General features: G+C 62.0%; 29 protein-coding genes. 15 read left to right on the top strand and 14 right to left on the bottom strand.

Features of this window, described 5'->3' with window-relative positions; genetic code table 11:
- Window positions 1–6: 6 nt before the first annotated feature.
- The 6 genes from HV796_RS14115 to HV796_RS14090 all read left to right on the top strand — a co-directional run bounded on the left by HV796_RS14115 (window position 7) and on the right by HV796_RS14090 (window position 6,567).
- On the top strand, window positions 7–930 hold the full coding sequence (locus HV796_RS14115; RefSeq protein ID WP_246355855.1) for a carbohydrate ABC transporter permease: 924 nt from the start codon (window positions 7–9) through the stop codon (window positions 928–930).
- A gap of 3 nt (window positions 931–933) precedes the next feature.
- Complete coding sequence (locus tag HV796_RS14110) at window positions 934–1,755, top strand: carbohydrate ABC transporter permease (protein WP_175227118.1); 822 nt, start codon at window positions 934–936, stop codon at window positions 1,753–1,755.
- Between the two features lie 61 nt (window positions 1,756–1,816).
- On the top strand, window positions 1,817–4,219 hold the full coding sequence (locus HV796_RS14105; RefSeq protein WP_175227117.1) for a glycoside hydrolase family 3 N-terminal domain-containing protein: 2,403 nt from the start codon (window positions 1,817–1,819) through the stop codon (window positions 4,217–4,219).
- A gap of 235 nt (window positions 4,220–4,454) precedes the next feature.
- Complete coding sequence (pstS, locus tag HV796_RS14100; RefSeq protein WP_175227116.1) at window positions 4,455–5,492, top strand: phosphate ABC transporter substrate-binding protein PstS; 1,038 nt, start codon at window positions 4,455–4,457, stop codon at window positions 5,490–5,492.
- A gap of 119 nt (window positions 5,493–5,611) precedes the next feature.
- Complete coding sequence (locus HV796_RS14095; RefSeq protein WP_175227115.1) at window positions 5,612–6,154, top strand: helix-turn-helix domain-containing protein; 543 nt, start codon at window positions 5,612–5,614, stop codon at window positions 6,152–6,154.
- A complete protein-coding gene (locus tag HV796_RS14090; RefSeq protein ID WP_175227114.1) occupies window positions 6,151–6,567 on the top strand; it encodes a VOC family protein in 417 nt (138 codons plus the stop codon). Before HV796_RS14095 ends, HV796_RS14090 begins: the two co-directional genes overlap by 4 nt.
- Window positions 6,568–6,583: 16 nt before the next feature.
- Here HV796_RS14090 and HV796_RS14085 read toward each other — a convergent pair whose 3' ends face one another.
- Complete coding sequence (locus HV796_RS14085) at window positions 6,584–7,201, bottom strand: 2OG-Fe(II) oxygenase (RefSeq protein ID WP_246355854.1); 618 nt, start codon at window positions 7,199–7,201, stop codon at window positions 6,584–6,586.
- A 345-nt stretch (window positions 7,202–7,546) separates the two neighbouring features.
- Between HV796_RS14085 and HV796_RS14080 the strand changes: the two genes are divergently transcribed.
- Window positions 7,547–8,560, top strand: a complete 1,014-nt coding sequence (locus tag HV796_RS14080; RefSeq protein ID WP_175227112.1) for a Gfo/Idh/MocA family protein — start codon at window positions 7,547–7,549, stop codon at window positions 8,558–8,560.
- Between the two features lie 47 nt (window positions 8,561–8,607).
- On the opposite strand, the gene HV796_RS14075 is transcribed toward HV796_RS14080, so the two are convergent.
- Together HV796_RS14075 and HV796_RS14070 are read right to left on the bottom strand one after the other, a co-directional pair.
- Entirely contained in the window at window positions 8,608–9,684 is a 1,077-nt protein-coding gene (locus HV796_RS14075) for a LacI family DNA-binding transcriptional regulator (RefSeq protein WP_175227111.1), read from the bottom strand.
- Between the two features lie 186 nt (window positions 9,685–9,870).
- Entirely contained in the window at window positions 9,871–11,157 is a 1,287-nt protein-coding gene (locus HV796_RS14070) for an MFS transporter (protein WP_175227110.1), read from the bottom strand.
- A 96-nt stretch (window positions 11,158–11,253) separates the two neighbouring features.
- Here HV796_RS14070 and HV796_RS14065 point away from each other — a divergent pair, with 96 nt between their 5' ends.
- Complete coding sequence (locus HV796_RS14065; protein WP_175227109.1) at window positions 11,254–12,153, top strand: LysR family transcriptional regulator; 900 nt, start codon at window positions 11,254–11,256, stop codon at window positions 12,151–12,153.
- 59 nt (window positions 12,154–12,212) lie between these two features.
- Here the strand turns inward: HV796_RS14065 and HV796_RS14060 are convergent, their stop codons facing one another.
- Together HV796_RS14060 and HV796_RS14055 are read right to left on the bottom strand one after the other, a co-directional pair.
- Entirely contained in the window at window positions 12,213–12,620 is a 408-nt protein-coding gene (locus HV796_RS14060) for a Rid family hydrolase (RefSeq protein ID WP_175227108.1), read from the bottom strand.
- Between the two features lie 40 nt (window positions 12,621–12,660).
- Complete coding sequence (locus HV796_RS14055; protein WP_175227107.1) at window positions 12,661–13,650, bottom strand: zinc-dependent alcohol dehydrogenase family protein; 990 nt, start codon at window positions 13,648–13,650, stop codon at window positions 12,661–12,663.
- Window positions 13,651–13,755: 105 nt separating this feature from the next.
- Here HV796_RS14055 and HV796_RS14050 point away from each other — a divergent pair, with 105 nt between their 5' ends.
- Window positions 13,756–14,643, top strand: a complete 888-nt coding sequence (locus tag HV796_RS14050) for a LysR family transcriptional regulator (RefSeq protein WP_246355853.1) — start codon at window positions 13,756–13,758, stop codon at window positions 14,641–14,643.
- 20 nt (window positions 14,644–14,663) lie between these two features.
- Here the strand turns inward: HV796_RS14050 and pstS (HV796_RS14045) are convergent, their stop codons facing one another.
- On the bottom strand, window positions 14,664–15,695 hold the full coding sequence (gene pstS / locus HV796_RS14045) for a phosphate ABC transporter substrate-binding protein PstS (RefSeq protein ID WP_175227106.1): 1,032 nt from the start codon (window positions 15,693–15,695) through the stop codon (window positions 14,664–14,666).
- Between the two features lie 114 nt (window positions 15,696–15,809).
- Window positions 15,810–16,310 carry a hypothetical protein gene (locus HV796_RS14040; protein ID WP_175227105.1) on the bottom strand — a complete coding sequence of 167 codons (501 nt, stop codon included), beginning with the start codon at window positions 16,308–16,310 and terminating at the stop codon, window positions 15,810–15,812.
- A 153-nt stretch (window positions 16,311–16,463) separates the two neighbouring features.
- On the opposite strand from HV796_RS14040, the gene HV796_RS14035 reads away from it, so the two are divergent.
- The 4 genes from HV796_RS14035 to HV796_RS14020 all read left to right on the top strand — a co-directional run bounded on the left by HV796_RS14035 (window position 16,464) and on the right by HV796_RS14020 (window position 17,969).
- The gene (locus tag HV796_RS14035) at window positions 16,464–16,697 is read left to right on the top strand and encodes a hypothetical protein (RefSeq protein WP_175227104.1); all 234 of its coding nucleotides are present in this window, start codon (window positions 16,464–16,466) and stop codon (window positions 16,695–16,697) included.
- A gap of 138 nt (window positions 16,698–16,835) precedes the next feature.
- Window positions 16,836–17,243: a GFA family protein gene (locus HV796_RS14030; protein WP_175227103.1), complete on the top strand. Its 408-nt coding sequence runs from the start codon at window positions 16,836–16,838 to the stop codon at window positions 17,241–17,243.
- A gap of 300 nt (window positions 17,244–17,543) precedes the next feature.
- Complete coding sequence (locus HV796_RS14025) at window positions 17,544–17,729, top strand: hypothetical protein (protein WP_175227102.1); 186 nt, start codon at window positions 17,544–17,546, stop codon at window positions 17,727–17,729.
- A gap of 39 nt (window positions 17,730–17,768) precedes the next feature.
- Complete coding sequence (locus tag HV796_RS14020; protein WP_175227101.1) at window positions 17,769–17,969, top strand: hypothetical protein; 201 nt, start codon at window positions 17,769–17,771, stop codon at window positions 17,967–17,969.
- A gap of 90 nt (window positions 17,970–18,059) precedes the next feature.
- Here the strand turns inward: HV796_RS14020 and HV796_RS14015 are convergent, their stop codons facing one another.
- Entirely contained in the window at window positions 18,060–18,908 is an 849-nt protein-coding gene (locus tag HV796_RS14015) for an SIR2 family NAD-dependent protein deacylase (RefSeq protein WP_175227100.1), read from the bottom strand.
- A gap of 142 nt (window positions 18,909–19,050) precedes the next feature.
- Between HV796_RS14015 and HV796_RS14010 the strand changes: the two genes are divergently transcribed.
- Both HV796_RS14010 and HV796_RS14005 read left to right on the top strand, forming a co-directional pair.
- On the top strand, window positions 19,051–19,488 hold the full coding sequence (locus tag HV796_RS14010; protein WP_175227099.1) for a GNAT family N-acetyltransferase: 438 nt from the start codon (window positions 19,051–19,053) through the stop codon (window positions 19,486–19,488).
- A 234-nt stretch (window positions 19,489–19,722) separates the two neighbouring features.
- On the top strand, window positions 19,723–20,586 hold the full coding sequence (locus tag HV796_RS14005; RefSeq protein ID WP_175227098.1) for an alpha/beta fold hydrolase: 864 nt from the start codon (window positions 19,723–19,725) through the stop codon (window positions 20,584–20,586).
- 33 nt (window positions 20,587–20,619) lie between these two features.
- Here HV796_RS14005 and HV796_RS14000 read toward each other — a convergent pair whose 3' ends face one another.
- The 6 genes from HV796_RS14000 to HV796_RS13975 all read right to left on the bottom strand — a co-directional run bounded on the left by HV796_RS14000 (window position 20,620) and on the right by HV796_RS13975 (window position 25,769).
- Window positions 20,620–21,297, bottom strand: coding sequence for a response regulator transcription factor (locus HV796_RS14000; protein WP_175227097.1), 678 nt, complete (start codon window positions 21,295–21,297; stop codon window positions 20,620–20,622).
- Window positions 21,298–21,766: 469 nt separating this feature from the next.
- Window positions 21,767–22,957, bottom strand: coding sequence for a sensor histidine kinase (locus HV796_RS13995; RefSeq protein WP_343052891.1), 1,191 nt, complete (start codon window positions 22,955–22,957; stop codon window positions 21,767–21,769).
- Between the two features lie 394 nt (window positions 22,958–23,351).
- Window positions 23,352–23,681 (bottom strand): hypothetical protein, encoded by a 330-nt coding sequence (locus HV796_RS13990; RefSeq protein WP_175227096.1) that lies wholly within the window; start codon window positions 23,679–23,681, stop codon window positions 23,352–23,354.
- A gap of 144 nt (window positions 23,682–23,825) precedes the next feature.
- A complete protein-coding gene (locus HV796_RS13985; protein WP_175227095.1) occupies window positions 23,826–24,584 on the bottom strand; it encodes a hypothetical protein in 759 nt (252 codons plus the stop codon).
- A gap of 141 nt (window positions 24,585–24,725) precedes the next feature.
- Window positions 24,726–24,995 carry a hypothetical protein gene (locus HV796_RS13980; RefSeq protein WP_175227094.1) on the bottom strand — a complete coding sequence of 90 codons (270 nt, stop codon included), beginning with the start codon at window positions 24,993–24,995 and terminating at the stop codon, window positions 24,726–24,728.
- 105 nt (window positions 24,996–25,100) lie between these two features.
- Window positions 25,101–25,769: a MarC family protein gene (locus tag HV796_RS13975; RefSeq protein ID WP_175227093.1), complete on the bottom strand. Its 669-nt coding sequence runs from the start codon at window positions 25,767–25,769 to the stop codon at window positions 25,101–25,103.
- Between the last annotated feature and the right edge of the window lie 18 nt (window positions 25,770–25,787).

Raw genomic sequence — 25,787 nt, 5'->3', positions numbered from 1 at the left:
ACGCTCGTGAATATCGCGCTCTCCGCCGCATCCGAACGCCGACGCCGACTGCGCGCCCCGTCGCAGACGCTGGTCGCGGCCGCGTTCCTCGCACCTGCCGGGTTGCTGCTCGCCGTCTTTCTGCTCTATCCGCTCGTCTCGAGCATGCGTCTTTCGCTGCTCGACTGGAATGGTCTCGGCAGCAACGCCCGCTTCGTCGGACTGTCGAACTGGGTGCATCTCGCGCACGACGGTGTCTTCTGGCAGTCGCTGCTGAACAACGTGATGCTTGCGGTCACGTCGGTCATTGTCGAATTGCCGATCGCGCTGGCTCTCGCCGTGCTGCTCGAAAAAGCCGGCCGCGGGTCGCGCGTGCTGAAGGTGCTCTACTTCCTGCCGCTTCTGATGTCGAGCGTCGCAATCGGCGTGCTGTTCAAGAATATCTACGATCCGAACTTTGGCCCGCTCAACGCGGCGCTGCGTGCCACGGGCCTCGGCGCGCTCGCGCAGGACTGGCTCGGCGATCCGCATCTTTCGCTAGCGTCGACGATCGCCGTAATCTGCTGGCAGAACGTTCCGTTCTACATGATCCTGTTTCTCGCGGGCCTTTCTTCAATGCCCGTCGAGGTCAACGAGGCCGCGCGACTCGAAGGCGCGTCCGAATGGGTCATCTTCTGGCGCATCAAGCTGCCGCACTTGCAAGGCACGGTGCGTACGGCCGTCCTGCTTGCCGTGCTCGGTTCACTGCGTTACTTCGACCTGATCTATGTGATGACGGGCGGCGGCCCCGAAGGCTCGTCAGAGCTCATGGCCACGTATATGTACCGCTCGGTGTTCAGTTCATTCCAACTCGGCTACGGGAGCACCATCGGCTCAGCGATGTTCATCATCGTCTGCGCGGTCGCGGCGGTGTCGCTGCGCTTCACTCGACGTTACGCGACCGAGGTCTAGGCGATGAAGTTGAATCTTCGAATCGGCACCCCACTCCTCGCGCTGATCTGGCTCGCTGTCACGACGCTGCCGTTCCTCTTCGTGGTCGTCACCAGCCTGAAGACGCTCGACGAATCGTTTTCATCGTCGGTATGGGCGCTGCCCGAGCACATTTATTTCGGCAACTATGTGGCCGTCCTCCAGGGGCCATACTTCACGTATTTCCGCAACAGCGTATTCGTCGTCGGGGTGTCGGTCGCGCTGATCGTAGTGGTCAGCGCAATGGCCGCGTTTGCGTTCGCCCGCATGCGTTTCTCGTTGAACAAGACGCTCTTTGCGATCATCGTCGCGGGCATGATCGTCCCGCTGCACGCGACACTCGTGCCGATCTATCTGCTCACGCGCAACCTCGGCATTTACGACACGCAGTTTGCGCTGCTCGGCCCGTATGTCGCACTGAGCCTGCCGGTCTCGATCTTTATTCTCACCGAGTTCATGCGGCAGATTCCGCGCGAGCTCGAAGAGGCTGCGCAACTGGATGGGGCCGGTCCGTTCCGCATTTTCTGGCGCATCTTTTTCCCGCTTTCGACGCCGGGGCTCGCCACCGTCGCGATCTATAACGGCATCGCGCTGTGGAACGAGTTCATCTTCGCGTACATGCTGACCTCGACGCCTGAGCACCGCACGCTGCCGCTCGCGGTGTGGGACTTCCAGGGGCAATACTCGTCGAATGTGCCGGCGATGCTCGCGGTGGTCACGCTCACGTCGCTGCCGCTGATCGCGGCCTATGCGTTCGGTCAGGAGCGCGTAATCAAAGGGATGATGGCCGGTTCGATCAAGGGCTGACGCCACGTCATAGCCACGCAATTGCCACGTAGTAGCCAGCAAAACGGTCAGGAGTAAATGGATGGCGCTTGAAGACACCCGCGAGGTTCCGCTCTACCGCAAGGCCGACGCACCAACTGGCGCGCGCGTGGCGGATCTGCTCGCGCGCATGACGATCGACGAGAAGATTGCCCAGTTGCACGCGGTCTGGCTGAAGCTCGCCGTCGACGGCCGCCATCAATGGCGTACCGAGGACTTCGCGCAGCGTGACACCGATGTGCCGCTGGACACGCTGCTGCGCCATGGCCTGGGCCAGGTCACGCGCCCGCTCGGTACTCACTCGGTAGACCCGAAGGAAGGTGTGTGGGCACTCAACGCGTTGCAGCGGCAGATGGTCGAGGGCACGCGTCTTGGCATCCCGGTGATGGCGCACGAGGAGTGTCTGGTCGGTCTGATGATCAAGGACGCGACACTTTTTCCCTCGCCGCTCAACTACGCGGCAACGTGGAACCCGGATCTGATCGCCCGCGTGGGCCGAATGATCGGCGAGCAGGCTCGCTCGATCGGCTGTCATCAGGGTCTCGCGCCAGTGCTCGACGTGTCGCGCGATCCGCGCTGGGGCCGCACCGAAGAAACATTCGGCGAAGACCCGTATCTGGTCGGCGTAATGGCGTGCAGCTTCGTGACAGGCTTGCAAGGCAAACGCCGCGACGTGCTCGCCACGCTGAAGCACTTCGTCGCGCATTCAGCGAGCGAAGGCGCGCGCAATCACGCGCCGGTCCACGTCGGACCTCGCGAACTCAACGATACCTACATGCTGCCGTTCGAGATGGCGGTGAAACTCGCGCATGCCGGTTCGGTCATGCCGGCCTATCACGACATCGACGGCGTGCCGTGCCATTCGAATCGCGACCTGCTGCAACGCGTGCTGCGCGAGAAATGGGGCTTTGACGGACTCGTCGTGGCCGACTACGCCGCGGTGAACCTGCTGTACACGCATCACGGCGTCGCGCGCGACGCCGCCGCGGCTGCGGCTCAGTCGTTCAATGCCGGGCTCGACGTCGAACTGCCGGGCCACGAATGCGCGCGGCACCTCAAGGACGCGCTGGCGCGAGGCGAGATCAGCGAGGCGACGATCGATGCGGCGGTGACACGCGTGTTGCGTGTGAAGTTCGACATTGGCCTCTTCGAGCATCCTTATGCCGACCCGGAGCGCGTCGATTTGCGCAGCGAAGCGGCCATCGAACTGGCGCACGAAGTGGCGCTCCAGTCGGCGGTGCTGCTGCGCAATGACGGTGTGCTTCCGCTTGCCGTCGACCGCAAGCAGAAGATCGCGGTGCTCGGGCCCACCGCGGATGACCCGCTTGCTTTGCTCGCGGGCTATAGCTTCCCCGTGCACCTCATCAATAGCGGCGAGCAGTCGGATTCGTCGATGGCGACGCCGCTGAAAGCACTGCGTGATGCGCTCGGCGACGCGCAAGTGGTCTATGAGAAGGGCTGCGACATCATCGAGGAACGGCGCGCGGGAGCGCCGGTGTTCCCGGGCGACGTCGCGCTCGACACGCGCGATCTGAATAGTCGCGACGCACTCGTCAGCATGGACACGTCCCGCATCGCGGCCGCGGCGCAGGCCGCGCGCGACGCGGACGTGGCGATCGTTTTCGTCGGAGACCTCGCCGGCCTGTTCCAGTCGGGAACGGTCGGCGAGGGCTCGGACACTGACAGTCTCGCGTTGCCGGGCGTGCAGCAGGCGCTCGTGTACGCGGTGATCGCCACCGGCACACCGACCGTCGTCGTGATGACGGGCGGCCGCCCATATAACCTCGCAGGCCAGGAGGAACAGGTCGCCGCGCAGGTGATGGCCTTCGCGCCTGGCGAAAAGGGCGGCGCAGCGCTGGCCGAACTGCTGACCGGGCGTGCCGGCTTCAGTGGGCGTCTGCCGTTGTCGGTGCCGACCAGCGCGGGCGCGGTACCCTACGTCTACAATCACCGCCTGAAGAGCGCCGGCACGCCGGTCGCCTGGCACTTCGGCTCGCGCTATCCGTTCGGATTCGGGCTCACGTATACGCGGTTCGCGTATGGCGAGCTGGCACTCGCGTCACCAGAAGCGCCGATCGAGGATGGCGTCTTCGAGTTCAGCTTCACCGTCGAGAACATCGGACCGCGCCGTGGCGACGAAGTCGTGCAGGTGTATCTGCGCGACCGTCTCGCGTCGACGTCGCGCCCCGTGAAGGAGCTCAAGACCTTCGCGCGCGTGAGTGTCGAACCGCACGCGAAGGTGCGCTTGCGCGTGCGCCTGCCCGTCGACATGCTCAACTTCACGGACGCCCGCGGCGAGCGCATCGTCGAGCCGGGCGAGTTCGAGTTGATGATTGGAAGTTCAAGCCGCGACATCCACCTGAACGCGACGCTGAACGTGACGGGTGTCGCGACGCGCACGCTCGAACGCGATTGGCGCATGGTCAGCGAGGTGCAGGTGATCTGAAGCGGCAGCCTCGCCGACGATGGGCGCACGTGCGTAGGCTTGCTCGTCAAGCGGCACGGGAGCACAGGCAACCCTGCGTGCACGGAACGAAGGCTCGCTCATCGTTCGCGCGAAAGGCCGCATTGCAGCGCCTCCCCGGCGTTCAATAGCACGATTCAATTGGAATTCCGTCTGTCACCGTCCTGTAATTGGCCGTATGCCGATGTCCCGGACCATCCAACGACGGGAGACATTCGTGAGAGCAATGCGCACCATCCTCGCTGCTCTGCCGGGTTTTCTTTGCGCAGCCACGTCCTACGCCGCCGACATCACCGGAGCGGGCAGCACGTTCGCCGCCCCTCTCTACATGCGATGGGCGGCCGACTATCAAAAGTCTGGCGGAAGCAAAGTGATATACCGCGGCACTGGATCGACTGACGGACTCAAGCAGATCATCGCGCATCAGGTCGACTTCGCCGGATCGGACGCGCCGCTCACCGACGATCAATTGACTAGCAACGGCCTGCGGCAATTTCCGACCGCGATCGGCGGCGTGGTGCCGGTCGTGAACCTTCCGGGTATCAAGTCCGGCGAGGTCATGCTGACGGGGCAGGTCATCGCGGACATCTTTCTCGGCAAGATCCTGTTCTGGGATGACCCCGCCATCGCGCGGCTGAACCCAAAGATCAAGATGCCGAACTACCCGATCGCCGTGGTGCGTCGCCAGGACGGCTCGGGCACGACGCTCATCTGGACGCACTATCTTGCACAGGTCAGTCCGGAATGGAAACGCAGGGTCGGCGAAGGGACCAGCGTGCACTGGCCGCTCGGCATCGGCGGCAAGGGAAATGAGGGCGTCGCGACGTACGTCGGGTATCTGCCCGGCGCGATCGGCTTTGTCGCGTGGGACTTCACAAAACAGAACCGCTTGACGTACACGGCCATGACCAACGCGGCGGGCTATGTCGTCCAGCCCAGCGTGGCCGCGTTCAAGGCAGCGGCGGCGAGCGCCGACTGGTCCGCGTCGCTCGGCCATCTGCTCACCAATCAGCCCGGCAAGGATGCATGGCCGGTGATGGGCGCGACCTACGTACTGCTTCGTGCCGTGCCGGACAAGCCGGTCCAGGACGAAGCCACGCTGAGGTTTTTTGAGTGGGCATTCAGCCATGGTGGCGGGACGGCCGATGCGCTGGACTACGTCGCGCTTCCGGATCTGGTCGTGGCGAAAATCCGCTCGCAATGGGCCGTCAATGTGAGCGGAAACATCGCGCACAAATCGCTCGCGACTCAGTGATTCGAACTGTCTCGACGGACCTGACGGGCGGGCATTCTCACGCGAGCGCCAATGCGCACCGAAGTGATAGCGAATAGTGAGCGTAAACTACGTGCACATCGCCGATCGCCTCCGAACTTATGCCCGCTCGCCAAAACCGTCACGCGCAACCGTTCGCCTCGTCTCTCCGACCGACCAGCGACGACATATTGCAGGACCCCGCGCTGCTGCGCCGCCTGCTGCGCACCAAAGATCGGATGGACGCCGCGTCGCACGAGTCCTGGCCCGTCAAGCGCCTGGCCGAGGTCAGTAGCGTTTCCGAAGCCCATTTCGCACGCTCCTTCAAGCGAGCTTTCGGCGTCCCGCCGCACCGCTACCTGCTGACGCGGCGCATCGAGCAGGCCACGACGCTGCTGCGTGACACCGAGCTCAGCGTCACGGACATTGCCTTCGCCACCGGCTGGGAGAGTCTTGGCACCTTCGGCCGAATCTTCCGCGACATCACCGGCCGAAGCCCCGGCGCGATGCGCATCGACGCCCGGACCGACGTGCGTCAACTCGACCGCGTACCGGCGTGCGTGCTGAAAGCCGCACAGCGCCCCGACCTCACGATCGCAGTTTTGGAGAAGCGCCGCCGCGTGGCCAAAGATAGATTCCCGCCATCAACCGAGGAGGTGTCATGAACCAGGGTATCAGTGTGGTGGGCTTGTATGTGGACGATCAGGACGAAGCGCTCGCGTTTTACGTCGACAAATTAGGCTTTCGCGTTCACACGGACGTGCGCAACGGTTCGTACCGCTGGCTGACGGTCCAGCATCCCGACCAGCCCACGTTCCAGCTCGGGCTGTTCGCACCGGGCCCGCCGATCCATGACGAAAGCACCGCGCAAACCCTGCGCGCGATGGTCGCCAAGGGCGCGATGCCGCCTCTCGTCCTCTCTGTCGCCGACTGCCGCGCGAGTTACGCTCAATTGAAGGCCAACGGCGTCGAATTCACGCAGGAGCCAGTCGACCGCTTTGGCAGCGTCGACGCCGGCTTCCGCGATCCCGCGGGCAATGGCTGGAAGATGATTCAGGCGCCGGCAAGCACGGCGTGATCGTCCGCATCCGGGTTCACGCGCGCCGCCGCCGGAACCATCCGGCCAGCGACATCCGATCGCGCGTGGCAGGCAACACTTCGTGCTCGATATCCGCCGACAGGAACACCACCACGCGCCCGCCCACCGGCTCGATATCGCGCACCCCGCCGTCATCGGCATGCAGTCGCAGCGCTCCGCCCTGCTCAGTCTGCCAGGCATCGTTCAGATAAGCGATCACCGTGATGACGCGGCTGTCGTCGTTGCGGAACCGGTCGCGATGCCGGACGTAGAACGTGCCCGGTGCGTACCATGCGAAGTGCCCTTCGAATTCATCGAGCCCGGCGCATAGCTCCCGGTTCAGTGCGAGCCGCAATGCGTCGATCTCCGCGAGATACGCGTCGCAAGCCGCCGATTGCCCGGCTTTGATCCAATGGATGCAATCGCCGCGCACATCGGGCTTGCACACGCGCTCAGCACCGCGACCGATCTGCGCCGGATTCAGTGCACCGGCGCCTGCCAGCGCCCTGCATTCCGCTTCAAGCGCGTGCGTCAACGCCGAAGACAGGAAATGAGGCTGCTCCGACCAGCCTTGCTCATGGATGTCGTCTGCAATCGCGCAGTAAGGTTTAACGATGCGTGCATCGACATGCACGGGCCATTCCGGACGCAACAATCGGCGAACCTTGAAACAGGTGAGGTGCAATGGAGAACATTCGAAGCGGTTTGCGCACCGCCGCACCCGCGATGCCCGGCCGAACCATGGATGCTCCCGCTTCGAATAAACGTTGCGCCGCAGACCATCTGGCGCCACGTTCATTGCATCATTTCGTGCATCTAGGACGTGCAAAATCCGCGGCGTGTCGCGCTAATAAGTCGTCAAATTCGAAACGGCTTGGGTTAAAAGGTGCGCTAGACTGGGTCGACTCGGATCAGACGGGCAGCCTGTTTGGCGCCCGGCTGCTCTTCTTCTCACATACTCAATTCCAGAGGGTAGGCCATGGCGAAAGATGTGATTGTCTGGGGTGTGCTGGGGTCGGCAAAGATCAATGACAAGGTGGTCGTGCCGATGAATAACGCGCCGAAATGCCGTGTAAAAGGCATTGCATCCCGAGATCCGCAGAAGGCACGGGAAGCCGCGGCTAAGTATGGCTTGCCTGTCGCATACGACAGTTATGAAGCGCTCCTCGCCGACCCGGAAGTCGACGCGATCTATATCCCATTGCCCAATCACCTTCACGTGGAATGGACGATCAAATGCGTCGAAGCAGGCAAGCATGTACTGTGTGAGAAGCCGATCGGGCTGAACGAGGAACAGGCAGAACGGCTGATGGCCGCGCGTGACAGGACCGGCCGATATGTACAGGAAGCCTTCATGGTCCGCACGCATCCCCAATGGTTGAAAGTGCGCGCGTTGATTGAAGAAGGCGTGATTGGCGAATTACGGGCTATATCCGGAGGGTTCACGTATTACAACATCGACCCGCTTAATATCCGCAATCAGAATGACATAGGCGGCGGCGGTCTGCTCGATATCGGTTGTTATCCGATCACCACTTCGCGTTTTGTCACTCGACGTGAGCCGCGGCGCGTCGTCGCGCTCATGGAGCGTGACCCTGCGTTCGGGGTCGACCGGCTTGGCTCGGTATTGATGGATTTCGACGGCATCCAGGCGAGCTTTTTCTACTCGACCCAGATTCACGCTTATCAGCGGATGCAATTCCACGGCACCAACGGGCGCATCGAAGTCGAAATTCCGTTCAATGCGCCGAATGATCGACCGACGCGGTTACTCGTGAGCGAACGCACGCGCGCGGGAGTCGACACGGAACGCTGGCTCGAGGTGCCGGTGTGTGATCAATACGGTATCGCGGCCACCGTGTTCGCAGCAGCGATCCTGAGCGGCGGCCAGCAGGCTATTCCGCTGGAAGACACGCGCACCAATATGCGAATGATCGATGCCGTGTTTCGCTCAGCGCAATCGGGCGGCTGGGTCACCGTGTCCGAGCGATAAACCTGCGGCTGTTCAGAAGCCGGACCGGACCGGGTCTTCCGTATCGCTTACGCTCGAACGGCGCGCGACCGCTTGGGCGCCTTCGGTTTGCTCTGCGCGGCACTCGGGCCCGACGCCCGATGCGGGCCGTCCGAAGCACGGACGATCAGTTCCGGTTCCCAGATCTCCTGCAGCTGTTGCGGCGGCGTGCCCGCGAGCCGCTCGAGCAGCATACCCGCCATGCGCGTGCCGGCGCGGTAGGTCTCCGCTGAAAAGGTGGTCAGCGCAGGCTGCACGTAGCGCCCGATCGGATGATTGTCTCCTCCGATCACACCGACATCACGGCCGGGCACTCGCCCGGTTTCCGTGATACCGCGCATTACGCCCATCGCGAGCAGATCGTGTCCGCATACGATGGCCGTCGGCGGGTCCGGCAGGGCAAGCAGCCGGCGGGCCGCGTCGGCTCCGCCTTCTTCGGATATCGCCGTTTCGATACAGAGATTGCGGTCGAATGCGATCCCTGCGGCACGCAACGCTTCTTCATAACCGCGCCGCTCGAGGTAGCTGAACATCAGGTACTCGGGCGCGTGAACGAGCGCGATCCGGCGGTGGCCCAGTGCGATAAATCGCCCGCAGCCAGAGCGCCCCACGACGCGATGGTCGATATCGACATAAGGAAACTCACTGGACGTCTCGCTTCTGCCGAACGCAACAAACGGAATATCACGCTCGAGCAGATACGCAATGCGCTCGTCCTGCCGGCGCGTGCGCCCGAACAGCAGCGCATCGACGCGCTGACGTTCGATAAGGCGCTTGAATACGTCGAGTTCCGCCTCCACGGTTCGTGCGGATGCAATGATGACCTGAAAGTCGGTGTTATCCATCGCGTCGTTCACGCCCACCAGCATGTCCAGAAAGAATGGGTGAGCGAATGATGTTTGCGGGGGCGACACGACGAACGCGATCGTGTCGGCCGATTGGCGGCGCAAGCGGCGAGCCGCCGGATCGGGAGAAAAGCCGAGGCGCTCCGCTGCTTCCAGTACGCGCTTGCGGGTCGCGGGGCTAACGTCTTCCCGGCCATTGAGCGCTTTCGACACGGTGCTGACAGAAAGCTTGAGGGTTGCTGCAAATTCCTGAATGTTCATTCGGGCTTTTCTCTGTTCCGCTGGATCAGGCGTCGAAAACGATGGTCGCCATTTTACGACGCACCCAACCGCATTCAGAATCAAACGTACTATCAGGATAGAAAACGATTTCGCTTCTTTTCAATACATTCCGTTTGTTTTGCTTTTTTTCAGCTAGTTATCGTTCGAAATCGTTTTCTGTCCTGATCATGAGGCCGCACGCGATGCGGCGCGATCGACGAATCCGAACAGAAGCACAGCGGTTGCAAACACCAGCGCGACCAGGCACACACTGCTCCATCCGGATACGGCCCACGCTACACCCGACAGCACGGCGCCAACCGCGCCACCCACAAAGAAAATCCCCACGAATAGCGCATTCAGTCGACCGCGCGTTTCCGGGTTGATCAGATTGATCGCGCGTCGCCCAAGCGTCTGATCGACGATAACCCCCGCGTCGAGCGCTGCCGCGCCCGCTACCAGCAGCGCAAGTGCGAGGACGCGATGCGCCGCACATGAGAACCCGCCCCAGCCCGCGCCGGCCACGCCGAGTACAAGCGCAGCCACAATCATCAGCAGATGCGCACTGAGCTGTGTCGCGCGCTCGGCGCCGCGATCGCCGAGGTAGCCGGCTAGCGGTGTCACGATTGCACCCGTCGCACCCGCAAGCGCAAATGCGGCAATGCCGCGCATGCCGAGCAGAAACGGCGGTTGCGCCAGCCGCAATGCAATCGTGGTCCAGAACGCGCTGAATGCGCCAAGTGCAAGCGCCGCCAGCGCGGCGCGACGTTGCAGCACGCGCTCCGTGCGTAATAGCGTCCACAACGAACGCAGCAACTGCGGATAACGCGCGGTCCCACGCGGTCTGCGTGCCGGCAATTGAATCGATAGAACGACCGCAAGCAATGCGTCGGCGCCCGCCTCGATGCCATAAAGCGCCCGCCAGCCCAATGTTCCGGCAACGAGGCTTGCGAGCGGGCGAGACAGCAGAATCCCGAGCATCAGACCGCTCATCACGTTGCCGACCGCGCGCCCGCGCCGGTGTTCCGGCGCCATCGACGCCGCCATCGGAACGAGCATCTGGATCACACTGGACGTCGCGCCCGCGAGCAACACCGACGCGAGGAAAAGCCACCCCTGCTGCGCGAGCGCCGAAACACCGAGAAACAGCGCGCAACAGATCAACGTCCGAACGATCAGCCGGCGGTTCTCGATCAGATCGCACAGCGGCACGAGCAGAAGAAGACCTGCCGCGTAGCCAAGTTGCGGCAGCATCGCGATCAACCCGGCAAGCTCGGGCGGCAGCTTCAGCGAACGGCTGATCGGGCCCGTCAACGGCTGCGCCGCCGACAGGTTCACGACGATCACACCGACCGCAGCAGCAAAAAACAACGTGAGCGAAGCGGTCAGGCCAGTGCCGGGTGTCGCATCGTGGGTGAGCGTGGAAGGCGGAAGCGGCAAGGCCTGTGCGCGGGGATCGGCGGCTCGATTCATCGTTCCTGCTCCGGTTGACAGTTGGCCGGACTATCGTAGGGACACCGACGTTATGCCACAATTGAAATATCGTGATAATGTTTATGCGAGGTTGTTTTGAACACGCGAGACTTGCAGGCTTTTGTAGCAGTGGTCGAAAGCGGATCGATGATCCGGGCGGCAGAAAGGCTCTTTCTCACGCAGCCCGGGCTCACGCGCCGCGTGCAAAACCTCGAAACGATCCTCGGCACCGAGTTGCTGGACCGCCAGAGCAAGCCGCTCAAGCCGACAGCGGCGGGCAACGAGGTTTACAGCCTCGCGCGCAACGTGTTGCGCGCGGTCGAAGATCTGATGGCAGTCGCTTCGCCCGACAGCGAGCCGACCGGCGAGATGAAAATCGGCGTGCCGCCATTCCTGTCAGATCTGGCGCTGGAGCACCCTATCGATCGTTTGCGCAGCGCGTTTCCGAAGCTGACATTGCGCGTAACGGCGGGCTGGTCACCCGGCCTGCTCGAGAACGTCGAGCGCACCGCGCTGGATATGGCCGTTGTGCTGATGCCGGCCAGCATTCCGTTGCCCGACACGCTGATTACGACACTGCTCGGCTGCAAGCCGACGATCATCGTCGCGCCGCGCTCGTTCGGTTTGACTGACCAGCCGAAGACGCTCGCCGAACTTTCCGGCTATCCATGGGTATTGAACCAGGACGGCTGTGGAATGCGTTCGACGCTGAGTCGCGCGATGTCGACGGCCGGGTTGTCGCTGAACGTCGCGGTCGAGGCGTTCGGGTCGGACCTGCAGCTTTCGCTGGTCGCGCGCGGTCTCGGCGTCGGGCTCACGACGCCGGAGGTGCTGGAGCGCAGCCCGAATCGCGCGTCATTGCAGCTCATCGAGGCGACCGACTTCAAAAACGTGCTGAACATCTGGCTCGTCCATGGCGCACTACCCGGACGTCTGGTGCGGCCCGTCGCCTTGCTGCGCGATGTGCTGCTCGAGAAACTGGAATCGACCGGCTGACCCGGCGTGCCCGATGATGGTCGTCGCTTGTGGGCCTTCAATCACCCTCTAATCAGCCTTTAATCTCCTATCACGGCCGCGATTTCAAGCTCAATCAGGAAGCTCGGGTTGGCGAGCGCGGTGACGCCGATCAGGGTGCTCGGCGACGGATGTTCGCGACTCCAGGGTGCCGGAAAGGTTTCGTCCCGAACACAGTGCTCGACGAAAGCGGGAACGTCGACGGCGTACGCGCGCCGGAACACGACGTCATCCCACGTCGCTCCGGCAGCCTGCAACTGGACGGTCAGCGCATCGAGCACGGCGATGAATTGAGACCGGATGTCCCCGACATGTACGGGCTTGCCGTTCTCGTCAGACGGAACCTGGCCCGCGATATAGATCAGCTTCGAGGGCCGGGTGATGCTGAGAATGCGCGTGTAGTACCCGCTCTTCGAAAGGCCCGGCGGGTTGATGTATTCCTTCGGCATGCTAATTCTCCTTTCGTAGCAGGAATATCGTCGGCGGCACTCAAGCGTTCGTTACCACGTCGATCACAACCTTTATGTTCGCGCCGGTTTCGACGGCGCGATGCGCGTCCATCGCCGTGTCGAATGTGAAACGGCGCGAGTCCAAGACCGGGCGGACTTTGCCGGCTTCGGCTAGTTGCGCGATTTCACGCAGAATCGCCCCATGATGCGCATGGCGCTCGCCGCTTAACATCGGGTACAGGACAAACACGCCACTGATATCCGCGCAGCGGAATGAAGAGATCGCCAGATTGTGGTTTTCATACGCGGCACAACTAACGACGTGACCATACGCACATGTCGCGCCCAGCGACGCTTCGAGCGTGTCGCCACCAACGGTGTCGTACACAATGTCGAAGCCCTTCCCGTTGGTGTACTTCTGGATATATTGCTCGATGGTCGTGTTCGTGTAGTCGATCGGCGTTGCGCCAAGCGCGCGCACCAGGTCCAGTTTTTTCGTGCTGGCCGTTGCGTAGACGTCGGCTCCGAGCGCCTTCGCGATCTGCACGACAACGTGACCCACGCCGCCAGCGCCGCCCTGCACCAGGACCGTCTGCCCCGGATTCAGATTCGCACGATCGACCAGACCTTCCCATGCGGTGAGCGCGACAAGCGGCAGCGCCGCAGCCTCGCGCATCGTCAGATTCGCGGGCTTCTTCGCGATGAAAGCGGCGTCGACCGTCATGAACTCCGCGAGTGAGCCCGGCAATCCACGCACACCGCCGGCAAGACCGTAGACTTCGTCGCCCACCGCAAACCCTTTCACCCCGGCGCCCACCTCGGTGACCACGCCGGCGACGTCCGTGCCCAGCACAGCCGGCAGCGCCGGCGCAGCGAACGGTGCCTTGCCTTGGCGAATCTTGTAGTCAATTGGATTGACGCCGCTTGCATGGACGCGAATCTGCAGTTCGCCGTTTGCGGCGGACCGCGCTTCGATATTCGCATCGCGAAAGCGGCCGTTGTCATAGGTATCGAGGATAAGTGCTCGCATGGCAGTGGTTCCCGAATCAGGCGTTGGATGGCAAACATTCTGGACGCGATCGACCGATCAGATAAGATGGTTAATCATGAACTCGGTACTGAGCCAGATTCATCAATGATCGAAAACAGTGAGCTGTCGGAGCTGGCCGCTTTCGCGGCCGTCGCGACCCATCGCAGCTTCCGCAAGGCTGCCGTTGAGCGCGGCACATCCGCCTCCGCGATGAGTCACGCGATACGTGAACTCGAAGGGCGCGTCGGCGTGCGCCTCTTTCATCGGACCACACGCAACGTTTCCCTCACTGAAGCAGGGCAAATGCTTTTCGCGAAATTGGGCCCAGCGCTAACGGACATCCGTGCGGCTGTCGATGAGCTGAATTCGTGGCGCGATACGCCGTTCGGCACGGTCCGTCTGAACGTGCCGAATTCCATCGGGTTGTACGTGCTCGGCGACGCGATTGAAACTTTACTGAAAGCAAATCCCGGCCTCCGCCTGGAGATCGTGGCGACCGACCGGCGCGTCGATATCGTGGAAGAGGGTTTTGACGCAGGTATTCGCTTTGGCGAACGACTGTCACAGGATATGGTTGCCGTGCGCATCCGGTCGAATCTGCGCTTTGCCGTCGTCGGTTCGCCCGCGTACTTCGAAAAGAAAGCCGCTCCCGTGACGCCTCACGACCTGCAAAATCATGTCTGTATCCGTTACGCGTTTCCGAGCGGCACGATCCTTCAATGGGAGTTCCTGAAAGATGGCGAAACCCTGCAGGTGGAGGTGCACGGCCCGCTCACCGTCGACAGTCAGGAGCTGATGGTGGATGCCGCGACACGCGGACTCGGCCTCGCGTACGTCTGGGAGCAGCGCGCGGCAGCCTGCTTGCAGGACGGCAGACTCATACGTTGTCTTGACAAGTGGTGTCCTGTCGAAGAAGGGCTCTTTTTGTATTTTCCCAGTCGCAAACATCAGCCTGCGGGATTGCGGGCGGTGATCGACGCGTTAAAGGCTTGACGCTGCGCGATCACGGCGGGTCAAGGCGCGAGTGGCTTGCCTGTCGCATCCTTGATCCTGGCCTTCCATTGCGTGCGAATTTCTGAAGTCACTGTGTCAGGTAACGTGATGTAGTCGAGTTGCTCGGCAGCCGGTCCGCCGTTGCGAAAGGCCCAGTCAAAAAACTTGAGCGTCTCGCGCCCTTTGTCCGCGTTGGCCTGTGTCGTATGCATGAGCACGAATGTTGCGCCAACAACCGGCCACGCATCCTTGCCGGGTTCATTCGTGAGAATCTGATAGAACGTTTTGGACCAGTCCGCGCTCGCGGCGGCCGCTTTAAATGACTCTGTCGTCGGCTGCACGACCGTTCCAGCGGCGTTCTTGAGTGCGGTGTACGCCATCTTGTTCTGCTTCACATACGCCCATTCGACGTATCCGATCGCGCCGGGCAATCGTTGCACAAAGGCCGCAACCCCGTCGTTGCCCTTACCGCCCGTTCCGGTAGGCCAACTGACGGTTGTGCCTTCGCCGACCTTGCTCTTCCAGTCGGCGCTCACCTGAGACAGATAGTGCGTCCAGATAAAGCTGGTCCCTGAACCATCCGCCCGTCTGACCACGGCGATCGCAAGGTCCGGCAGCTTGATGTTCGGATTGAGCGCGGCAATTGCTGGATCATTCCACTGCGTGATCTTGCCGAGATAGATATTCGCGAGCACCGGGCCGGAGAGGGTCAGTTCGCCGGGCTTGATGCCCGGGATACTGACGACAGGCACGACACCGCCCACCACGGTCGGAAACTGGAACAGTCCGTCCTTCGCGAGTTGATCGTCCTTGAGCGGCGCATCGGAGCCGGCAAAGTCCACGGTGCCGGCAAGAATCTGCTTGATGCCGCCGGACGAGCCTATGCCTTGGTAATTGACGCGCCCGCCGCCGCTTTTCTGATAGGCATCGGCCCATTTCGTATAGATCGGGGCGGCAAAGGTGCTTCCTGCGCCGGTGATGTCGACTGCCGTTGCGGTCTGCGCAGCGAGCGCCAATCCGATACCCGCGAATATCGTCAGAATGAATTTCATAAGCGATCTCGCGAAAGTGGCACGATTTGTTGAAACTAGCCCCCGCACATGACGTTTTTATGGCACTTGCCCGTACGACGCGCCATCGGTGAACACGACTGCCGATATTCAACTCTACAGATCAATTTCGGATCGGGAGACTTGAGTTTCGTCGGTAACCGGGTCGATCGCGACCCAGCGTGACCACGCAGCGAGCTGTGCGGCCGCCGACAGGCGCAAGGCGGTCGAGCCATCGTCGAACGTCAGCAGTTCGATGTCGAACGCACCACTGTCGCAAGTGTCGTTCACGCGTGCGGCGGTGTAGCGATGGTGACTGAAAGCCAGTTTCCCTTCGCGCAGCAGTTCAAGCGCTGAAACGCCGTCGGTTCTCGGCATGCGTTCCCAACGGTTAAGGAGAGTGGTCGCGATCTCAGCATCGAACATCCTTGACCTCCCAAGTGGGCAATCATTGCATACGCGGTCAGAGCAAAAGCGCTCGCCACCTGGACCATTCGCATGGGTGCCTGAGCAGGCAACTGATGCTGCTGCAATGCAGCATAGTACATCGCAGCAATTGATGCAGGCGAGCGGCCCGCGAGCACGAAGAGAACAAACAGGCAGCGCAAAATAATCCATGCGGCAATTTCGTCCAGAGACGACCGTCGTGACACTTTCTGACTCATGTGACGTTCCGCATCGAACAGTCCGCGAGAAAAGCCTTGATGCCTTATCGCTGACACTTTTGTCGCAGTACACTGTGCCGGGGCAAGTCCCCGGGGGGAAATCAACGTGATTTTCTATCATCACGGTGCGGCAATTCAGCCGTCCGCCGTCCGGCACGGCAACGTATTCCTGGCTCGCGCCTGCATACTCGAGGAAGACGGCGAAGCAACTTCGCTGGGCGATCTCGGCGCGTTCGCCAATCGCATTTCGGCATTCGAGTTCGCAATCAGTTACGCCACCGCGTTCGTCGACGGCGACCCGTTGCCGCGATCGCCGTTCGAGGGAGTCAACGATGGCTGAGCGGTCCCGCATCTTTCGATTACATTGCTGACGCTCCGCAACGACCACCGGCCAAGGCCAGATGCGAGCGGGTCTCTCGCAGGCGATCGCATGCGCATGCAAATACACGAATGATCAGAAGAACGATGCGAGACCCCTATGCTGCGGACATATCGCGGAAGCTGCCATTGCCAGTCGGTGAAGTTCGAAGCCCGAATCGATTTCGTCAAGGGTACGGTGAAATGCAACTGCGGCTTCTGTAGCAAACTGCGACTTTGGCTCGTCAACGTCCGGCCGCACGATTTCCGTCTTCTTGTCGGTGATAACGCACTGGCGCAATACCGCGGCAAGAACCCGGTGGCCCATCACCCGTTCTGTAAGCAGTGCGGCGTCCACGTATTTGACCGCGTGGATATGCCAAACGGAACCGGATACCCCTATATCAATGTAAACATCGCGTGCATTGACGAGTTCGACTTGAACGAAGCGTTGAATGCACCGATCGATTACCAGAACGGCCGCGCGGATGACTGGGGCAATCCGCCTGCGGAGACCCGCCATCTTTGACAGTGGCATCGACGAACGGGCATGGGGTCAACAGACTACCGAAGCTTCTGCGCCGCGATCGGTGCAAAGGTGAGAAGAAACGGGAGTTGGGCGTCCGAAAGGAATCCGGGGAAGCAATGCGGTGACAGCGCCGCGTAGCGGCGCGATTGGCTGCCGTGCGGCGCGCGTTCGGCGAGGCACCACCCGCGATGAGTCGAATGAGCAGTTTGCTGATCCGGCCTGCGATTCACGTGGCGCGTGGCGAACTCTAAAGTTCACCCATGCCGTCGACGACGGTAACCCGCCAGGAGTTAGCCCATCATGAAGCGTCTTAGCCAGGCCCTCGTTATTGCATCGATCGTTGCGCTGCCACTCGTCGGCCACGCGGCCGATACGTCGTATGGCTCGTCAACCGGCGGCAGCAGCGCGGCAAGCAAACGTGTGATGACGATCGACACGCGTGCGGATAGACACCCTGTTCCCGGCAACCTGTACGCCCACCGTTAATGGGTTGCAGCCCAGCTCACTCCCCTATCGAGGTCCATCATGGTCGAAACCTTTGCTTTCGCTTATTGGGTCAGCCTGTTCGTGCTGTTCGCCGTGTTCGCCGTCACGGGTATGTTCGGCATCGGCGCGGCATTTACCGCGCTGCTGCGGGTGCGCGCTTATCCGGCGCGTGTGTTGGGCGCAGTGGCCGGTGCGGTGATCGGCTTTGCGCTACTGGGCGCGCTGCCGATCTTCGCTTGATCGCGAGTCGTCAGTTGATCGTGCGGGCAGTTCGCCTTCCGGTTCCGCCCCGGTTGCCGGGTTCGGCGGATCGCGCCGCACACCCGTTGATCAATGTATGGTGCGCGCCGGATTCAGACGCGCATCGAGCAACCGAAGCGTCTGCGCGGCACGGCCCGCGATGCCGACGCCGACCTGCGCGGCGATTTCCGTGTCGCGCGGATTGATGCGAATCACGCGAGGCCCGTGCCGCTCGCTGAAACGGCGAACGGTTGGGAGCGCGGTGCCCGCGCCCAGTTCGACCACCACCACGCGCTTGACGCTGCGCAGCCACTGATCAAGCCGCAGGTATTGCTCACGCGTGCGGCGTTCTATCCAGTCGTAATCGCCGAACATCAGGATATTTGGGCGAGCAATGCACCCGCAGCGCGGGCACAGCGGCATATCGTTCATGACGCGTGCGGTTTCTTCATCGACAATGGGCGCGAAGCCCGACGCACTCCAAGTTTGGTTCGTACATACACGCGTGCATTGCAATGCGTGAATCGTGCCGTGACATTCAGCGACCCGGTCATCCGCGAACCCGGCCTTCTGGAACTGACCGTCGACGTTGCTGGTGAAAACGAATGCACCCCGCTCGACCTGCATCGACCATCGCAGCAGAATCGAAAAACCTTCGTGCGGCACGGTCGCGCGATAAAGCGCGAGCCTGTGGCCGTAGAAGCCCCATGCCAGCGTGGGGTCGTCGATGAAATGCGCGGGATTGGCCACGTCCTCGAACGACAGACCGCGATCGCGCAGCGCCGGATAGGCGCGCCAGAACCCTTCAGGGCCGCGAAAGTCGGGCAAGCCCGAGTCGACGCCCATGCCGGCGCCGGCGGTGATCAGCAGGCCGTCGGCGGTGCGCAGCCACGAAGCGGCCTGATCCAGCGCGGCATCGATGTTCAGCGGGGGGGTCATGTTTGGGTTCAGCGGACGACAAATGGGTGATCCCGAATCTTCTCACCTTCGTGGATTGTATTTAAATGACCGATTCGCGAATGCTCAACGTTGCTTTACGATGCAGGCGATCGTCCTTTCGAATGCGAGCCGAATCAACGCGATGAACGATGCAATCCGCTTGCGCGCCGCCACGCCAGACGACGAAGCATTTCTGATCGAACTGCGTAAGCTCACGATGACCGAGCACCTCGCGCGAGCAGGTGAACCGATCGACGATGAATCGCATCGGCTGCGCATGCTAGCGAACTTCGACCTTGCGCAGATCATCTGTTGCGATGCCTTGCGCATCGGCCTCATGAAGCTCGTTCGTTCGAAAGATGGCTGGTACCTTCAACAGATGCAGATACTGCCTACCTACCAGAGCCGTGGCATCGGTGCCGAGGTGATACGCGCGGTGCTCACTGAAGCGCGTCTGGCAGGCGTCGCCGTCTCGCTCAGCGTGCTACGCGGCAACCCGGCGATGCGCCTGTACGAACGGCTCGGCTTCCAGGTCATGGCCGAGACCAACATCGACTTCACGATGACCTGCAAGCCCTGAGGTTCGCTTGTCACGCTCTCGCGTCGCACTCGCTATCGAACGATTTAATCCACGCCTCATTGGCCGCCGATAGAATGCCTTCGACGTATGAATGAACCGTTCGATTCATCTTGCTGCGTGCGAAGGCATCTAATGAATATTCGTCGAAAACTTGCCACCGGGCTTGTCGTTTCGCTTTGCGGACTGACTGCGATTTCCTCGCACGCCGAAGCTCAACACTATTCTCCGGAACCCATGTGCAAGACGACAGACTCACAAACCGGCATCGCGGCGCAGGCTCACCAGCAGATCGCCGATACGCCACGCGGCCCGATCGCTTACTACCGACTGGGCAAGGGCAGCCCGCTTGTGCTGGTGACGGGTTTTCGCGCGACGCTGACCGAATGGGACGCGGCCTTTCTCACTGACCTCGCGAAGTATCATGACGTGATTGTTTTCGACAATCGCGGCGTGGGCCGCTCGGAGCCGAACGCAAACACGTTTTCGATCGAAGACATGGCGCGCGATACAGCCGCATTGATCGACACGCTGCATCTGCTGCAGCCGACGGTCGCGGGCTGGTCGATGGGCGGCGCGATCGTTCAGCAGCTGGCGATCGACTCGCCTGCGTCGATCGGCAAGATGGTGCTGCTGAGCGCTCCGGCACCCGGCAGTTTCGGCACCCCGGTATCGCCGCAGGTGGAAGCGGTGCTGTCCGGCAAGCCGGGCGTCGGGCTGCGCGACGTGATGGGCGTGCTGTTCCCCGCGGCCGATGTCGACGAGGCCTCGCGCTGCTTCAAGCAGGACATGTTCAGGCCGGCTGACTACGGCAAGCACCCGATTTCCGCCGCGGTCACCGCGGGACAAACCGACGCATTGCGCAGTTGGGAAGCGAATGACGCGGCCGGGCAAGCGCTGCGCGCGGTGCGCATCCCGACACTCGTGATGAGCGGCAACGACGATAGCGTCGTCTTGCAGAAGAACGCGGAAGCGTTAAAGCGGCTGCTGCCGAATGCCCGTTTGCTGGTCGTGAACGCGGGCGGTCACGCGATGATGTATCAATACCCGACGGGACTCGCGCGTACGATCAGTTCGTTCGCCGGACAGCAGGAACATTAGCGCCGCGAGCGCCGCCGCTTACGTTCAGCCGCGTCAGGTTTTTGCGGCGGGGTCGTTCAGCATGACCGTCCACCCGAGTCCGCGGACGTTGCGTATGACCGCTACGCCGAACTTCTTGCGCACCGAGTGAATCAGCACGTCGACCGCGTTGCTTTCCACCTCTTTGCCCCAGCCATACAGTCGGTCTTCGAGTTGCTCGCGAGACAGTATGGTGCCGGGCCGCTCGAGGAAGGCGAGCATCAACGCGAATTCTCGGGCGGAAAGCACGGACGTCACGCCGTTGCAACACAGCGTGCGTTTGTCGAGATCGAGGCTCAGCGTGTCATCGCCAAGGCGCGATACCGCGTAGCCCGCCTTGCGCCTGATCACCGCGCGAATTCGCGCGAGGAGCTCCGGCACCTGGAACGGCTTGAGCATGTAGTCGTCCGCGCCGAGATCGAGCCCTTGCACGCGGGCGTCAAGATCGTCACGTGCGGTCAGGATCAGCACCGGAACCGGGTTGCCTTTCGAGCGGCAGGTTTTCAGCAGTTCAATACCGCTCATACCCGGTAAGCCAAGATCCAGCAGCACCACCGTGTATTCGGCGGCCTCGATCGCCGCGCAGCCGGCTATGCCGTCGCGCACCCAATCGACGCTGTAATCGGCATCCTTCAGCGCCCGCAGCAAGCTTTGTCCGATCTGCAGGTCGTCTTCAATCAGTAGCACTCGCATGATTTCGTGTCACGGCAACGAATATGTAGTGTTCGATCTGCGGCGCGAAGAACACGAAAACCGGTCGGCAGACCGTTTTCGATGTCAGGCCGTAACCCGCCGGCGCGTGCGGCGGAAGACTGTGGGGGGCAGGGTGAGCGGCGCCGGGTATCGGAATAATAGCCGACTCGTGAGCGCTCAGGACAACGGAAATAGCCCACGTTGCTTTCATTGAACGCACAACCAGTCAGATTGCATCGGATTGCGGCTGATCGCCGGCGCGCGGCGCGGCATGCAAAAAAAAGCCGGCCGCATGCGGCCGGCCGAAGGATTCTGGCCTACACCGATCGCCGAGCCAGAATCAGAGGGGCCGGAGATCCGTATCAGCGGGCAACGTGATGCATCGCAGGCCTACCCTCGGGGGACAACTGCATCGTACCTGCGGAAAATGAGCGGTGAATGAGCGCCATTCCGGCCGGGCGGTGTGCGGCTACGCCGCGAGCCTGAAACCGATCGATGCAACGATTCCCGACTTGCCGTCACCGCGATTCCTGAGCGATGCGGTGCCGCCATACTTGGCCACGATCGCCTTGACGATCGACAGCCCGAGACCGCTGCCCTCAATTTCCGCATTCGCCCGAAAGAAGCGATCGAATACGCGCGGCAACAGGTCTTCCGCAATGCCCGGACCAGAGTCGACCACTTCGATCCAGACCATGTTGTCGCGCACTTCAGTGCGCAAGTCGACCTTGCCGCCGTCCGGCGTATAACGGATCGCGTTGCTAACCAGATTCCTGAGTGCGATGCCGAGATCCGCTTCAACCATCCGCACCTTTGCGCTTGTCATCTCCTCCGCGCCGATATCGATGTTGCGCTTCATCGCGATTGGCAACACCTCGGCAACTGCGTCGACGACGACGTCCGACACGTCGACCAGCGTTACCGCATCGGTCTGTAACGACGCGTCGGCCCGCGCGAGGCGCAGCATTTGCGCGATCATGCCGCCGCTGCGCGCGATGCCGCGGCGCAGCTCCTGGAAACGCTCCTGATTACTCGGCACGATATCGCGTTGCAAGTTGTCCGCTTGCAATTGCAGCGCCGTGAGCGGCGTGCGCAGTTCGTGCGCCGCATCGGAAATAAACTTCCGCTCCGTCTCGATCGACCGGGCGAGGCGTTCGATCATCCGGTTGATCGAATCGATAAACGGGAGTAGTTCGATTGGCACGCCGCGGGTAGGCAGCGCTTGCAGGTGTGCAGCGTCGATCGCCTGCACCTCGGAACCGAGCCGGTTCAACTGGAGAAACGAAAAGCGCACGACCAGCATCACGGCCGCGCACACGAGCGGCACCAGCACCAGGATCGGCCATAGCGTATTCACCGCGGCCTGCTGGACCAGCTCGTGGCGCACGGACGAGCGCTGCGCAACCTGGATCACCTTGGGCGGCTCGCGCAGCGTGTAAATGCGCCACTGTTCACCGTTCACCATTTCCGAACTGAAGCCGCTCGGTGCATCGCGCGGCAGCGGCAATGAGGGCTCGGTGGAGCGGTACGGTGTTTCGAGGTCGTCACGCCAGATGGTGATCAGGATGTCGCGGGCCGGTTGTGAACCTCGTGCGGGAATCGCAGGAATCGCATCGCCGAGGCTCCCGCGCAACCGGTACGCGACCTGCTCGAGACGCATCGAGCAGCGCGCTCATGCCCGCTTTGGATAACTGATAGGAGCTGATTCCCTGGACGATGCCGACCACACTGACGACCGCGCATAGCGCCAGCACGAGTTGGGTTCTGAGCGATCTGATCATAAGCGCGCGGCAACAGAATGACGTTGACGAAGACGCCCGAGTCGATCCGGCAAGCGCAAGGCCGGATCCGGCCGGTCGCAAAGCGACGAGGAAGGCCTGTTGGAGAGAGGCCTTTTTGCGAGTCGATTCTACTCTACCGATGCTGCGCCTGGCACACCGTGCGCATGGTTGCGCGACTCAAACACGAAGGGCGCACAACCTGCGCTGTACGCCCTCTGTGAAGATTTGTAATGCTAACGGATTCACATACTGTGAAAAAACAAACAGTACCGCTTAGTGATGCGTGAAGATCGAGTTCATGCCTACGTCATTGGCCGGATTGAACGCCGCGGCGCCGGACTTCGACATGCCGCTCGCAACACCACCGTAACCGTCCGAGTCAGCCGGTTGCGCGGTGTTTGTGTGCGCGGATGGGGTGGCGACAGCCGGCTGGCCCTGGTCAGCGGCCGGTGCATAGCCGATTTCCTCGATCTGCACGATCTGCACATGGTCACCGAGGTCAGCGGGCTGCTGCGAGACCGACTGCTGAGCGGACTGTGCAAAGCAAACGGCCGGCAGAACGAGAGCGGCGGCAACGGCAACGGTTTTGATCAGCGATTTCATGGTAATTCCCTCCAATGGTTTTGATGGTCTGTGGTTCAGGCGTTGTGTCTTCCCACGGACAGCATCGTAGTTGGCGAGAGTTAGCAAAAAATGAGCGGTCTTGCCGGTATCGCCGCGCACGATCTATCGGCCGACACGCTGGCATTAGCGCGCGCCACCGAATACGACGACATCCGAACCGTCTGGCCGCGGCAATGCCACGAGCAGTTTCGATTCGTCGAGCACGGCGCTGCCCGATACCGTTGCGTTCGCATCGATACACGGTGCCCCGCCGTATGTGACGGACACGTCGTACGCCGTCACGCCGCTACTCGGCGCCAGCGTGCCGCGAAACTCGCAGCCATTGGCGATCATGCCGGCGAGCAGGCCGCTTCCGGTAACGGTTATCTGCGCAGCAGACGCCCCATGCAGCGAGTTCGCGGTACCGCTGTACAAGCCGGCGACCGACGCAAGGGTCGGTGCTTCGCCCAATATCGGTGCGGGGCGCGCGTTGAACGCCACGTTGTCCGCACTGTCGCCCGGCACCGAGATAAAGCCGCTGACGGCCGGTGAATGGGAGAAGTCGATGTCCACCTGCACCGGCATCGCCCGGCGAGGCTGAACGAAACGGTAGCGCGTCGCCTGCGTGCTTTCGTACTTGCCATCGTTCGCCTGCCGCGCGTTGCGCACCACGATGACGTCGTCGACCGCGGGCCGGCTGGCCGATGCTGATTGATAAAACAGATACGCGCTGCCATCGAGCCTGGTGAGCAGCGTCAGTTTCTGCTGCGTCGATAACGGCCCGGTATAGATGCCTGCGGAAGATTGCAATACCGTCGTGGCCTGTGATTCTGGCGGGAGTTTGCCCGAGCTGCATGCGATAAGCGATGCGCACAGCGCGGCGCTAACGGCAATCGTTTTCATGTGCAGGCTCGCGAGTACGGAACACCCGCAGTGTGCAGCGTTTTTTGCCGATTGTCGTCAGTCAACTCAGGCGGGTCCACGCGATCGGCGGACCCAGCCTCGACCCTCGCATGCTCGACGAGAGGGTCGATCTGTTGCGCATCAGCGCCAGTAGGCGTACCCGTAATAGTGCCGATGCCACCCGTACGGATACCCGTAGTAGCCGGCGACGACTGGCGGCGCCAAATACACAGGCGGTGGCGGTGGCGCGTAGTAGACAGGTGGAGGCGGTGCATAGACCGGCACGGGCATGACCGGCACGGCCGGTACGACCGGCCCGATGCCCACGCCGACAAACACGTGCGCCTGCGCGACGCCGATCGTGCAGCCGGTCAAGGCGGCGGCGACCAGCAGATGGCGAATCCCTTTCATGTTGTTCTCCTCGATCACGGATGCAGTTGCTTGAATGCATCGGTCAATGGAGATTGTGGACACGCACAATGAGCGAAGAATGAGGAGATGTCCGGTCGCGGCCGGCTAGCCGATATGGATCGACGACACCAGGTCGGCCACGCCGAGCCATGCGATCTGCACGCCAATGCATAGCAGCACGAATGAGAGCAGCCGCATCACGACCTGAACCCCGACGGCGCCCAGCAGCCTCTCGAGGTGTCCCGCGAATCGCACGCACACGTAAATGCTCGCGCACAGAATAAGTAGCGCGACACCGACGCCGATCAGGTGAACCGGCGACAGTCCCGCCTTCGGCGAGCCTGTGCCCAACGCAATGGCCACCGAAATCGCGCCGGGCCCGACGGTAATCGGCAGCGTCAAAGGATAGAACGCTTTCGCGCGCAGCGACGCACCATGCTCGATACCCGTTGCCAGCGGAGCGTCCTTTTCGGGGTCGTCTTCCGTCGGCGCCTGTAGCAGGCTCCAGCCGGCCGCCGCGATGACGATGCCGCCCGCGACACGCAGCACCGGCACCGAGATGCCGAAAAACGACAGGACGTAAGCGCCGATCGACAGCGAGCCGAGCAGAATGAAGAGACTATTGACCGCGATGCGCGTCGCCAGTTCGGCTCGCTCGGCTTGCGTCGCGTGAGGAACCATCGTCAACGTGATGAAAGCGGTCGCCGGCGGATTGATGACCGGGAAGAGACCCGTCACCAGCAGGAGAATGGTCTTGATCAGTTCGTTCAGCATGGGCTGAGTATCCGTCGG

It is taken from the genome of Paraburkholderia humisilvae, from assembly GCF_902859855.1.
GTDB classification, from domain to species: Bacteria; Pseudomonadota; Gammaproteobacteria; order Burkholderiales; family Burkholderiaceae; genus Paraburkholderia; species Paraburkholderia humisilvae.
Note: the sequence above shows the minus strand (reverse complement) of the source record. Positions and strands in the feature narration are given on the sequence as shown.